Source organism: Nesterenkonia halobia (assembly GCF_039536005.1).
Classification (GTDB): domain Bacteria; phylum Actinomycetota; class Actinomycetes; order Actinomycetales; family Micrococcaceae; genus Nesterenkonia; species Nesterenkonia halobia.
This window is the reverse complement of record NZ_BAAAYG010000003.1, coordinates 472,008-484,482: the sequence shown is the minus strand read 5'-3', so window position 1 is coordinate 484,482 and position 12,475 is coordinate 472,008. Positions and strand designations below refer to the sequence as shown.

Annotated in this window: 10 protein-coding genes; 7 read left to right on the top strand and 3 right to left on the bottom strand. The window is 73.3% G+C overall.

What is annotated here, in order from left to right:
* Positions 1-23 precede the first annotated feature (23 nt).
* Positions 24-2,201: a hypothetical protein gene (locus ABD652_RS04920; RefSeq protein WP_344718772.1), complete on the top strand. Its 2,178-nt coding sequence runs from the start codon at positions 24-26 to the stop codon at positions 2,199-2,201.
* A gap of 3 nt (positions 2,202-2,204) precedes the next feature.
* Here ABD652_RS04920 and ABD652_RS04915 read toward each other — a convergent pair whose 3' ends face one another.
* Entirely contained in the window at positions 2,205-2,546 is a 342-nt protein-coding gene (locus ABD652_RS04915) for an L-rhamnose mutarotase (RefSeq protein WP_344718770.1), read from the bottom strand.
* 163 nt (positions 2,547-2,709) lie between these two features.
* Complete coding sequence (locus ABD652_RS04910) at positions 2,710-3,276, bottom strand: type 1 glutamine amidotransferase domain-containing protein (RefSeq protein ID WP_344718768.1); 567 nt, start codon at positions 3,274-3,276, stop codon at positions 2,710-2,712.
* A 185-nt stretch (positions 3,277-3,461) separates the two neighbouring features.
* On the opposite strand from ABD652_RS04910, the gene ABD652_RS04905 reads away from it, so the two are divergent.
* From ABD652_RS04905 to ABD652_RS04880, 6 genes are all read left to right on the top strand, one after another.
* Positions 3,462-4,466 (top strand): LacI family DNA-binding transcriptional regulator, encoded by a 1,005-nt coding sequence (locus ABD652_RS04905; RefSeq protein WP_344718766.1) that lies wholly within the window; start codon positions 3,462-3,464, stop codon positions 4,464-4,466.
* A gap of 209 nt (positions 4,467-4,675) precedes the next feature.
* Positions 4,676-5,806: an L-talarate/galactarate dehydratase gene (locus ABD652_RS04900; protein WP_344718764.1), complete on the top strand. Its 1,131-nt coding sequence runs from the start codon at positions 4,676-4,678 to the stop codon at positions 5,804-5,806.
* Positions 5,803-6,522 (top strand): FadR/GntR family transcriptional regulator, encoded by a 720-nt coding sequence (locus ABD652_RS04895; protein ID WP_344718762.1) that lies wholly within the window; start codon positions 5,803-5,805, stop codon positions 6,520-6,522. The genes ABD652_RS04900 and ABD652_RS04895 overlap by 4 nt, the downstream gene beginning before the upstream one ends.
* Positions 6,523-6,587: 65 nt before the next feature.
* Positions 6,588-7,541, top strand: a complete 954-nt coding sequence (locus ABD652_RS04890; protein WP_344718760.1) for a LysR family transcriptional regulator — start codon at positions 6,588-6,590, stop codon at positions 7,539-7,541.
* 137 nt (positions 7,542-7,678) lie between these two features.
* The gene (locus ABD652_RS04885) at positions 7,679-8,641 is read left to right on the top strand and encodes a 5-dehydro-4-deoxyglucarate dehydratase (protein WP_344718758.1); all 963 of its coding nucleotides are present in this window, start codon (positions 7,679-7,681) and stop codon (positions 8,639-8,641) included.
* A 2-nt stretch (positions 8,642-8,643) separates the two neighbouring features.
* Positions 8,644-10,254, top strand: a complete 1,611-nt coding sequence (locus tag ABD652_RS04880) for an aldehyde dehydrogenase (NADP(+)) (RefSeq protein ID WP_344718756.1) — start codon at positions 8,644-8,646, stop codon at positions 10,252-10,254.
* A gap of 95 nt (positions 10,255-10,349) precedes the next feature.
* Here ABD652_RS04880 and ABD652_RS04875 read toward each other — a convergent pair whose 3' ends face one another.
* Positions 10,350-12,467 (bottom strand): beta-galactosidase, encoded by a 2,118-nt coding sequence (locus ABD652_RS04875; RefSeq protein WP_344718754.1) that lies wholly within the window; start codon positions 12,465-12,467, stop codon positions 10,350-10,352.
* Positions 12,468-12,475 lie beyond the last annotated feature (8 nt).

Here is a 12,475-nt window from a genome sequence, read left to right as displayed (position 1 = left end):
CGACCGCCCCGACAGGAGGCCCCATGCCGAGTTCCCGCCCGAGCGACCGACCCGACGAACGCCCCGGCGACCAGCCGATCGACCGCCGCGCCCTGGTGGACCGCCATCGCATCCGCCGCGACGCCGTCGACCCCCGCGCCCCGCTGCAGATCGGCAACGGGGAGTTCGCGCTGACCGTCGACGCCACCGGGCTGCAGACCTTCCCGGAGTCCCATCCGGCTGCCGGACGGGATCCCGCCGATCCGGGCAGCCTGCTGGGCACGCAGTCGCAGTGGGGCTGGCACAGCACCCCGCGCGATCCCGAGCCCGGGGTCGAGGAGGCCGTGCGGACCTATACCACGCCGCGCGGGGAGCTGCCGTATGTGGACCTCAGCGGCCGGACCAGCACCACCGGTCCCGACGGCGGCACCGCCGAGGAGCTCTGGCTGCGCGGCAACCCCCACCGGCTCATGCTCGGCTGGATCGGGCTCGCCCCGCGCACCGCCGGACGCACGGCATGGGGGCCGGAGGATCTGCAGGTCCACGAGCAGGTCCACGACCTGTGGACCGGGATCATCTCCTCCGAGGTCACCCTGGCCGGAGTGCGGCTGAGCCTCCGCACGGCGGTGCATCCGCACCGGGACGCCGTCGCAGTGGAGATCACCTCCGCCGGCGCCGAGCCTCCGACCCTCGCGCTGCGCTTCCCGCACGGCAGCGAGGCCTGGGGCAACGCCGCCCGCTGGGTCGAGGAGGGGCACACCACTCGTCTGCAGGGGCGGGAGGACGACCTGCGCATCCGGCGGATCCTGGACGCGACGCAGTACACGGTCACCCCGCGGTCCGACGGCGCGCTGGTCGCCGAGCAGCCGGCGGCCCACTGCGTGACACTGCATCCCGCCGCGCACGAGCCCGGGGACACCTGGCGGCTCGCCCTGACGTTCGACGACGGCGACGGCGGCGGCGCCGGCGAGGTAGGCGCCGGCGCCGCCCGGCCGGGCGCGGCGTCGCCGGCCCCTGTCCCTGCCCCTGCCGAGGTCTTCGCCGCATCGGCCCGCGGCTGGGAGGAGTTCTGGTCGAGCGGCGGCGTCGTCGACCTCTCGGAGAGCACCGATCCGCGCGCCGCCGAGCTCGAGCGACGCATCGTGCTCTCCCAGCAGCTGACGGCGATCAACTGCGCCGGCTCGACGCCGCCGCAGGAGACCGGGCTGATGGTCAACTCCTGGCGCGGCAAGTTCCACCTGGAGATGCACTGGTGGCATGCCGCCCACTTCCCCGTCTGGGGCCGGCCGGAGCTGCTGGCCCGCAGCATGCGCTGGTACCGCGAGATCCTGCCGCAGGCGCGGGCGACGGCGGCGGCCCAGCACGCCCGCGGAGCGCGCTGGCCCAAGCAGGTCGGACCCGAGGGACGCGAGAGCCCCTCGGACATCGGCCCCTTCCTCATCTGGCAGCAGCCGCATCCGATCCATCTGGCCGAGCTGCTGCGCCGCGCCGGACAGCCCGGCGTGGTCGAGGAGCTGGGCGAGATCGTCGAGGCCACTGCGGAGTTCATGGTCGACCATCTGGCGCCCGACGGCGCCGACCATGCGCTCTCTCCGCCGCTGATCCCGGCGCAGGAGTGCTACGGCGACGTGAAGACCGAGCTCACCGACCCGACCTTCGAGCTGGCCTCCTGGTGGTGGACGCTGCGCCTCGCCGAGGAGTGGCGCGAGCGGCGCGGGGCGGCCCCGAGCGAGGAGCTGCGCCGAGCCCGCGAGCGCCTGCCGGCTCCCGCGGAGCGCGACGGCGTCTACGCGGCGGTGCGGCACCCGGTGCTCGACCGGCGCGAGGATCATCCCTCGGTGCTCGGCGCGCTCGGGGTGACGCCGTCGACCCCGCTGATCGATCCGAGCACGATGGCCCGCACCCTCGACGACGTCCTCGCCGACTGGCAGTGGGAGACCACCTGGGGCTGGGACTTCCCGATGGTGGCGATGACCGCGACCCGCGTGGGCCGGCCGGACCTCGCCGTCGAGGCGCTGCTGCGGGACGCGGAGAAGAACACCATGCTCAGCACCGGCCACGCCTGGCAGGCGGAGGGACTGCCGACCTACCTGCCGGCCAACGGCGGGCTGCTCATCGCCGTGGCGCTGATGGCCGCCGGCTGGGACGGCTCCGCCGACGCCCCGGGCTTCCCCGACGGCTTCGTCGTGCGCCACGAGGGCATCGCGCCGCTGCCGGAGTGAGCCTCACTCCAGCGAGTCGAGCTGGTCCTCCAGGTGGAAGACCTCCTCGAGCTCGACGAAGCCGGTGTCCGGCCGGGCGCCGTCGAGGGCGACGAAGAACTCGCCCATCTCGGCCTGCCAGCGGGCGTTGACCTCCTCATCCTCCATCGCCGCCTGCGCGGCCTCGAGCGACTCGCAGAGGAAGTAGCCGATCAGCAGGCCGTCGGGACGCAGGAAGAGCGAGTAGTCGTGCCAGCCGGCGCGCTTCAGGGCGCGGAGCATCTCCGGCCAGACTGCGGCGTGGCGGCGGCGGTACTCGTCGATCCGGTCGGGCTTGACCTGCAGCTGGAAGCAGACGCGGCGCATGCTGGTCCTCCTCGGAAGAGGTGTGTCGGGCATCACGTGGTGAATCGTTTCATCTCGCCCGGAGAAGCGCCAGCCCCTCCCCCGCACGAGGCGCGGAGGAGGGACGGCGCATCAGGGACGACGTCCGAGACGGATCGAGAACTCGGCGCCGTCGGGACCGGCCTCAGCTCCGCTCGGCGACCAGCTTCAGCAGAGCGGCGTCGAAGGCCTCCAGGTCGGCCGGGGTCCGCGAGGTGACCAGTCCGCGGTCGACGACGACCTCCTCGTCCACCCAGTCGGCGCCGGCATTGACCAGGTCGGTGCGCAGCGCGCCCACACTGGTCATCCGGCGCCCGGAGACCTGGCCGACCTCGGTGAGGATCCAGGGGCCGTGGCAGATCGCCGCGACCGGCTTGGAGTCCTCGAAGAACCCGCCGACGAACTCGCGGGCCTGCTCGTCGACGCGCAGCGCGTCGGCGTTCAGCGTGCCGCCGGGCAGCACCAGCGCGTCGAAGTCCTCGGCGCCGACCGTGCCCAGCTGGTGGTCGACGCCGAAGTGGTCGGCGTGCTCCCAGTCGCCCGACATCGCCTGCAGCGACTCCTTCTTCGGCGAGACGATCTTCGCCGTCCCGCCCGCGTCGCGGATCGCGGCCAGCGGCTCGGTCAGCTCCGGCAGCTCGACGCCGTCGGTGACCAGCAGCGCGACGGTGCGGCCCTCGATCGACGGAGCGTCAGCGGTGGTGTCGCTCATGGTCCTCTCCTTCCCAGACGTGTCCGACCCCGGTCGGGGCCCACCGATCACCAACGTCGCACTGCGGACCCCTGTTCCCCGTCGCGCCGGGCCGTTCCGCACGACCCTCCCCGCTCCCCGCCGCATGCCGAGACTGCGGCCCTTCCGCGGGCGAGCGGAGCGTCATCGATGTGTATCCTGACCTCATGGCATTGGCGCAGGTCCGCGACGTGGCGACCCATGCCGGCGTGTCGCCGGCCACGGTCTCCAACGCCCTCAACCACCCGGAGAAGGTCTCGGAGACCACCCGCCGCCGCGTGCAGGCGGCGATCGAAGAGCTCGGCTACGTCCGCAACGACGCCGCCCGCCAGCTGCGCCAGCGGCACAACACCGCGGTGGGGATGATCGTCCTCGACGTCGCCAATCCGTTCTTCGCCGCCGTCGTCCGCGGCGCCGAGGACAGCCTGGGCGTGCACCGGCGCCCGGTGCTGGTGGGCAATTCCGGCCAGGACGCCGAGCGCGAGCTCGCCCATCTGCGGCTCTTCGAGGAGCAGCGGGTCTCAGGCCTGCTCATCTCGCCGGTCGGCGACGTGCTGGACCGGCTGCGCGAGATCAGCCGCCGCGGCACCCCGGTGGTGCTGGTCGACCGCCACCACGGCGACGACGAGTTCCCCTCGGTGGCCGTCGACGACGAGCTGGGCGGACGCATGGCCGCCGAGCATCTGCTCGAGCAGGGCCGCCGGCGCCTGGCGATGATCGGCGGGCCCACGAGCATCCGCCAGGTCGCCCACCGACGCGCCGGGGCCCAGGCCGCCGTCGACGCCGTCGAGGGCGCGACTCTGACGATGGTCGGCACCGAGGCGATGGACGTCGAGTCCGGCCGGGACGGGACGCGGCGACTGCTGGCCGAGGACGCCGAGCGGCCCGACGCGATCTTCGCCGCCAACGACCTGGTCGCCCTGGGCGCGCTGCAGGAGCTGGTCCGCGCCGGCGTCCGCGTCCCGGAGGACGTGGCACTGATCGGCTACGACGACATCGAGTTCGCCGCCTCGGCGACAGTGCCGATCAGCTCGGTGCGCCAGCCCGCCGTCGAGATGGGCGAGCGCGCCGCCGCCCTGCTGGTCGCCGCCGTCGAGGATCCCGACGCTCCGCCAGAGCACCCGCGGTTCACCCCCACGCTGGTGCCGCGCGAGTCGACGCTCGGCGACTGACCGCCCCCCACCGTCCCCTCGACCCCTCGCCCCTCGCCTCCTCGAGATGAGTCCGTGGTTCGGGTGGGAATGAGCGCTCATTCCCACCCGAGCCACCGACTCATCGGGACCGCACCGGGACCGCACCGGGGCTGTGGTCATCGCTCGATGCCGGATCGGCACCGCCGGAGGACTTATCGGACAGGTTCAGGATTTGTACGATCACTTCCATGAGCTCCGCCGACGCCATCCGACACATCCGCCTCTCCTCGATCACCCTGCCGCTGTCCACCGCGATCTCCGACGCCAAAGTCTTCACCGGTCGGCAGAAGCCGATGACCGAAGTCGTCTTCCTGGTCGCCGAGATCACCACTGAGCAGGGTCTCGAGGGTCTGGGCTTCTCCTACTCCAAGCGCGCCGGCGGCCCGGCGCAGTACGCCCACGCGGCCGAAGTCGCCGAGGCCGCGCTCGGCGCCGACCCCAATGACATAGGCCGCATCCGCGAGACGCTGCTCTGGGCCGGCGCCTCAGTGGGCCGCTCGGGCGCGGCCTCGCAGGCGCTGGCCGCGATCGACGTCGCCCTCTGGGACCTGAAGGCCAAACGCGCGGGCCTGCCGCTGGCCAAGCTGCTCGGCGCCCACCGCGACGCGGTGCGCACCTACGACACCTCCGGCGGCTTCCTGCACGCCTCGATCGAGGAGATCACCGCCCGCGCCGACGAGTCGCTGGCCGCCGGCATCGGCGGGATCAAGATCAAAGTCGGCCTGCCCGACGCCCGCGAGGACATGCGGCGGGTGGCCGCAGTCCGCGAGCACCTGGGGCCGGACGTGGACCTGATGGTCGACGCCAACCAGCAGTGGGACCGGGCGACGGCGCTGCGCATGGGCCGGCGCCTCGAGGAGTTCGACCTGACCTGGATCGAGGAGCCCGTCGACGCCCACGACGCCGAGGGCCACGCCCGACTGACCACCGCGCTGGACACTCCGATCGCCACTGGAGAGATGCTCGCCTCCGTCGGCGAGCACCGCCGGCTGATCGAGACCCGGGCCTGCGACATCATCCAGCCCGACGCTCCGCGCGTCGGCGGGATCACCGAGTTCCTGCGGCTGGCGACGCTGGCCGACGACGCCGGACTCGCCCTGGCTCCGCACTTCGCCATGGAGATCCACCTGCATCTGGCCGCGGCCTACCCGACCGAGACCTGGGTCGAGCACTTCGACTGGCTGGACCCGCTCTTCGAGGAGCGGCTGGAGATCGCCGAGGGCCGCATGCTCGTCCCCGACCGGCCGGGCCTGGGCATCACGCTCAGCGAGCAGGCCCGCGACTGGACCACCGCCTCGACGGAGTTCGGGCGGCGATGAGCGCCGGCCGCACCGCCGCGCTGGCCGAGGCGCTGCGCGGGCAGATCGTCTCCGGCGGCATCGGCGTCGGCGAGAAGCTGCCCAGCGAGGCCGCGCTCATCGCCGAGCACGGGGTCAGCCGCACTGTGGTCCGCGAGGCGCTGAGCCGTCTGCAGGCCGACGGGCTGATCCGCACCCGCCGCGGCTCGGGCAGCTATGCGCTGACTCCGCCGACGCGGGCGACGACGGCGTCCGAGGAGGCCGACGACGCGGCACTCGCCCGCACGCCCGCGGAACGGCGGGCGCTGCTCGAGTATCGGATCGCCGTGGAGATCGAGGCCGCCGCGCTGGCCGCCCGACGGCGCGACGCCGCCCGACTGCGCCTGCTCTCCGCGGCGCTGGCCGGCCTCGCCGCCGCCGGCGACCATCCGGCCGACGCCGTCGAGCACGATTTCACCTTCCACCGCGAGCTGGCCGCCGCCGCGACGAATCCGCATCTGCTCCGGGCGGTCGAGGCGCTCGGCCCGGCGATGATCGCCATGCCCGCGCCCCGGCTGGCGCGCGGGGGTTCGGGCGCCCGGCACGACCAGGTGGTCGCCGAGCACCGGGCCGTGCTCGACGCCGTCGCCGAGCAGGATCCGCAGGCCGCCGCGGCGGCGATGCGAGCCCATCTCACCGCCTCGCGCCGTCGCCTGCTGGGCGAGCAGGACGACGAGGCCGATATTGCCGCGCTGTGACCTGCGTGACATGATGATGCGCAATTAAACCATTCAATGCGCATGATGATGCACGGAGAGTATTGATGTTCACCCTGGACCAGATCCGCAGCTTCGTCGCCGTCGCCGAGGAGCTGCATTTCGGCCACGCCGCCGAACGCCTGAACATGACCCAGCCTCCGCTCAGCCGGCAGATCCAGAAGCTGGAGAAGACCGTCGGCGTCCAGCTCATCGCCCGCGACAACCGCACCGTCTCGCTGACCACCGCCGGCGCGGCCTTCCTCACCGAGGCCCGCCGACTGCTCGTCGCCGCCGACCAGGCTCCGGTCACCGCCCGGCGCATCGCCCGCGGCCAGGCCGGCGTCCTGCGCATCGGCTTCACCGCCGCCTCGGGCTTCAGCGTGCTGGGCAGCGTGCTGACCACGCTCGCCGAGCAGCTGCCCGACGTCGACGTCGACCTGCACGAGCAGGTCACCCGCGAGCAGATGGCCGCACTGACCGACGGCGAGATCGACCTGGGGCTGGCCCGGCCGCCCATCGACCACGAGCTCTTCGACTCCCAGCTGCTGCTCTCCGAAGGGCTGCGCCTGGCGGTGCCGGCCGGCCACGAGCTCGCCGCCCTGGACCGCGCGGCCACCTCCGCCGACCTCGCCTCCGCCCCGCTGATCATGTACTCGCCGGTGCGGGCGCGCTACTTCTACGACCTCGCCATCCGTTCGGTGCCGATCCAGCACGGCAACGTCGTCCACACCGTCAGCCAGATCCTGACGATGGTCTCGCTGGTCGGCGCCGGCCACGGCGTGGCGATCGTGCCCGAGTCCGCCGAGCGGCTCGGCGTCGACGGCGTCGTCCACCTGCCGCTAGCCGACCAGCCCGGCGACGTCGTCGAGCTGCACGCCGTCTGGCGCCGCGGCCGGCGCAGCCCGGCGTTGCAGCGGCTGCTCGCCGCGCTGGAGGAGGAGCGCGCCGAGGCCGCGGGCGCGACGGCCTCTTCCTCTCCCGCGACGGGGACGCGAGAAGCATCACTGGACGCCGAGTGATGCAATCAGGCTATGAGTCGATACAGAACCGGGCTTAGACGCCCCTGTGGCCCGCTCCTAGAGTGAGGAGGACCGAAGGGCCTGCGCCGTCGAGCGCGCGCCCGCTTCCCCCTGGCCCCGACTCCAGGAAGGTCCCCGTGCCGACACACACCCCGCGAGAGCTCGCCGGCCGTCTCCAGGACGGCCTGCTCTCCTTCCCCGTCACCCCCTTCAGCGCCGAGGGAGCGGTCGACGACGACGCCTACCGCGCCCATCTGAACTGGCAGTCCCGCGCCGGCGCCGCCGGACTCTTCGCCGCCGGAGGCACCGGCGAGGGCTTCAGCCTCACCACTGAGGAGAACGCCCACGTGGTGCGCATGGCCGTCGAGGAGGCCGCCGGGATCATCCCGGTGCTCGGCTCCGCCGGCGGCTCCACCCGGCAGGCGATCGCCAACGCCGTCGCCGCCGAGGAGGCCGGGGCCGAGGGCGTGCTGCTGCTGCCGCCCTACCTCACCGACTGCGACCAGCAGGGCCTCGAGGCCCACGTCGACGCCGTCTGCTCGGCGACCTCGGCGGCGGTGATCGTCTACAACCGCGCCAACGCCGTCTACTCCGCCGAGACGGTGGCCCGCCTGGCCGCCCGGCACGAGAACTTCATCGGCTTCAAGGACGCCACCGGCGACATCGAGGCGGTGACCAAAGTCGTCGCGACCAACGGGGACCGGCTGTTCTACCTGGGCGGACTGCCCACTGCCGAGACCTTCGCGCTGCCGATGCTGCAGCTGGGCTTCAGCACCTACTCCTCGGCGATGTACAACTTCGTCCCGGAGTTCGCCCTGGAGTTCTACGCCGACGTGCGTCGCCAGGATCGCGCGGCGATCACCGAGAAGCTCACCCGCTTCGTGCTGCCGTACCTGGAGATCCGCGACCGCGCGAAGGGCTACGGCGTCTCCATCGTCAAGGCCGGCCTGACCGCCGTCGGCCGCGAGGCCGGCGTCGTGCGCCCGCCGCTGCAGGACCTGACCGAGACCGACCTGGCCGACCTCGCCGCACTGATCGACCGGGCGGGCCTCCGCCCGGAGACCCCCGCGACCCCCGCACCCGTCGCTTCGAGGAGCTGAGCATGACTGCACAGACCGCTGAAACCGCCCTGACCGGCCAGTCGATCATCGCCGGACGCTCGGTCGCCGGCGCCGGCCGCACCGTCTCCGGCGTCGACCCGGCCACCGAGGAGGCGCTGGAGCCGGCCTACTCGCTGATCGACGAGCAGCAGCTCGCCGAGGCCACCGCGGCCGCCGCCGAGGCCTACGAGACCGTCTCCCGACTGGACCCGGAGACCCACGCGACGTTCCTGGAGACGATCGCGGCGAACATCGACGCCGTCGGCGACGAGATCACCGCCCGGGCGATGGCCGAGACCGGCCTGCCGCAGGCGCGACTGGTCGGCGAGCGCGGCCGCACGGTGAACCAGCTGCGGCTCTTCGCCGCCGTCGTCCGCCAGGGCGACCACCGCGGCGTCCGCGTCGACCCGGCGAAGCCCGATCGGCAGCCGATGCCGCGCGCCGACATCCGCCAGCGGCGCATCCCGCTGGGCCCGGTGGCGGTCTTCGGGGCCTCGAACTTCCCGCTGGCCTTCTCCACCGCCGGCGGCGACACCGCCAGTGCGCTGGCCGCCGGCTGCCCGGTGGTCTTCAAGGCGCACAACGCCCACCCGGGCACCAGCGAGCTGGTCGGGCGGGCCGTCGCCGACGCCGTCGCCTCCTGCGGCCTGCCCGCCGGCACCTTCAGCCTGATCTACGGCCCCGGCCGCAGCATCGGCCAGGCGCTGGCCCAGGACCCGGCGATCGCCGCAGTCGGCTTCACCGGCTCGCGGGCCGCCGGCACCTCGCTGATGGCCGCCGCGGCCTCCCGCGAGGTCCCGATCCCGGTCTACGCGGAGATGAGCTCGATCAACCCGGTGTTCGTCCTCGACGGCGCCATCGCCGAGGAGGACGCCCGCCGCACGCTGGCCGAGGGCTACCTGACCTCGGTGAAGGGCTCGTCCGGCCAGCTCTGCACGGTGCCCGGCCTGGCCTTCGTGCCCGAGGGCGAGGCCGGCGACGCCTTCGTCGCCGCCGTCGGCGAGGCCGCCTCCTCCGCGGCCGGCCAGACGATGCTGACCTCCTCCATCGCCGAGTCCTGGCAGTCCGGAGCGGCGCAGCTGGGCGAACAGGCCGGCGTCGAGGTCGTCGGCCGCGGCGCCGACGGCGAGACGCAGAACGCCCCGGCCCCGGTGGTCTTCACCGCCGGCTCGGAGCAGTTCCTGGCCAACCCGGCGCTGCACGAGGAGATCTTCGGCGCGGCCTCGCTGGTGGTGCGCTACCGCGACGCCGAGGACCTGATCGCCGTCGCGCAGAAGCTGGAGGGCCAGCTCACCGCGACCCTGCAGCTGGCCGAGAGCGACCACGACGTCGCCCGGTCGCTGGTGCCGGTGCTCGAGCAGAAGGCCGGCCGGCTGCTGGCCAACGGCTGGCCCACCGGCGTCGAGGTCGGCGACGCGATGGTCCACGGCGGACCGTTCCCGGCAACCTCGGACGGCCGGACCACCAGCGTGGGCACGCTGGCGATCGAGCGCTTCCTGCGCCCGGTGGCCTACCAGAACCTCCCGGAGGACCTCCTGCCCGAGCCGGTGCAGGAGGCCAACCCGTGGGGGCTGACCCGCCGCGTCGACGGGACGATCGTCCCCGCCGACTGACCGGGCCGCTCGCTGACTCCCGATGAGTCCGCGGCACGTGTGGGAATACGGCATCTTTCCCACACATGCCGCGGACTCATCCGTGTCCGGGAGCCTCAGCGTTCGGCGACGACGGCGACGTCGCCGGCCGGAACCCGCAGGCTCCGGCGGATCCGACGCCCGGAGAGCAGCTCCTCGCCGCGGGCTCGCACCCGGACCTCGACCTCGGAGTGGTTGAGCAGGAACAGATGGCTCGTCCCGTCCTCGCCGTGCCGACGCACCGCCTCCAGCTCGGCCGGCGCGTCGGCGACCACCGGCTCGACGCCGGCGTCGGCCAGCAGCCGGGCGACCAGACTCGCCAGCCCGTCGGCGTCGGGACGAGTGCCCGCATACCAGGCCGCGCCGTCGCCGACGGCGCGCCGGGTGATCGCCGGCAGCCCGGCCAGCGGCCCCTCGGCCCAGCGACGCACCGCCTCGGCGCCCTCCAGATGCGTCTTCTCCGCCCAGAAGCTCGCCGTCGAGCCGTCGTCGAGCGCACGGACCTCCTCGCCCTGCATCGGGTGGAGCTCCTCGGTGCGCACGCCCAGCAGCTCGCGGAAGGCCCCGGGGTGGCCGCCCAGGCGGACGGCGTCCTCGGCGTCGACGATGCCGCTGAACCAGGTGATCAGCACCTGCGTGCCGGCCGCCGCGGCCGCGGCGATCCGCTCGGCGTCCTCGTCGCGGACCAGGTGCAGCGTCGGCACCACCGCGGCGCGGTAGGTGCGCAGGTCCGCCGAGGGGTGGACGACGTCGACGGCGACGCCGGCGCGCCACAGCGCCCGGTACCAGCGCAGCACCTCGTCCATGTAGGAGAAGTCGTTGCGCGGATGGGAGTCCAGCTCGGCGGCCCACCAGGCCTCGTAGTCGACCACCAGGGCGACGTCGGCGGCGACGCGGCCGCCGCGCACCGGCTCCAGCCGCCGCAGGATCTCGCCCAGCCGCACCGTGGTGCGCCAGACGTCGGTGTCGGTGCCGGCGTGCGGGACCATCGCCGAGTGGTGCTTCTCCGCCCCGCGGGCCGACTGCCGCCACTGGAAGAACATCACCGCATCGGCGCCGCGGGCCACGTGGGCCAGAGAGTTGCGCAGCATCTCCTGCGGCGGCTTCGCCCGGTTGTGCAGCTGCCAGTTGACCGCCGAGGTGGAGTGCTCCATGAGCATCCAGGGCCTGCCGCCGGCGACGCCGCGGGTCAGGTCCGCGCTGAAGGACAGCTCGACGTGCCGCTCGTCGTCGGCGGCGATCGTGTAGTGGTCGGTGGCGATGACGTCGAGGATGTCGCCGCCCTGCTCGGCCCAGCGGAAGTAGTCCATCCATTTGGTGCTGGAGGTGGCCATCAGATTCGTCGTCAGCGGCACACCCGGGGTGATCTCGCGCAGCACCTCGGCCATCGCCCGGCAGTGGGCCAGCAGCTCGTCGGAGGAGAAGCGCGCGAAGTCCAGCTGCTGGGCGGGATTGACGAACATCGGCGCGGTCCGCGGCGGCAGGATCTCGGCGAAGTCGCTGTAGCGCTGCGACCAGAAGGCCGTGCCCCAGGCGCGGTTGAGCTCCTCGACGTCGCCGTAGGTCTGCTCGAGCCAGCGGCGGAAGGCGACTGCGGCGTCGTCGGAATAGTCGTGGGGCACGTGGCAGCCGAGCTCGTTGTCGATGTGCCAGAGCTTCAGCGCCGGGTGGTCGGCGTAGCGCGCGGCGATCGCGCGGGTCATCCGCAGCGCGTACTCGCGGTAGAGCGGGCTGGAGACCGAGTAGGCCTGGCGGGCGCCGGGGTGCAGCACGGTGCCGTCGGCGGCCTCGGGCAGGATCTCGGGGTGCTGATGGGTCAGCCACGGCGGCGGGGAGGCCGTCGCCGTGGCCAGGGCGACGCCGACGCCGGCGGCGTGCAGCCGGTCCATCGTCTCGTCGAGCCAGCCCCAGTCGTACTCGCCTTCGCGAGGCTCGAGCATCGCCCAGGAGAAGATCCCGACGCTGACCAGGTTCACCCCGGCCTCGCCCATGAGCTCGACGTCCTCGAGCCGGGTCCCCTGCGGCCACTGCTCGGGGTTGTAGTCCCCGCCGAAGGCCAGCCCGGGCACCGCAGGCCAGTCCGGATGCGACGAGCCGAGCTCTGCCGCGGACCCCGTTTCGGACGCCGCCGCCGAGGAGCGGCGATCGGCGGCACAGCGAGCGGACGAGGAGCGACGCAGAGACGGAAAGCGCATTCTCCCGA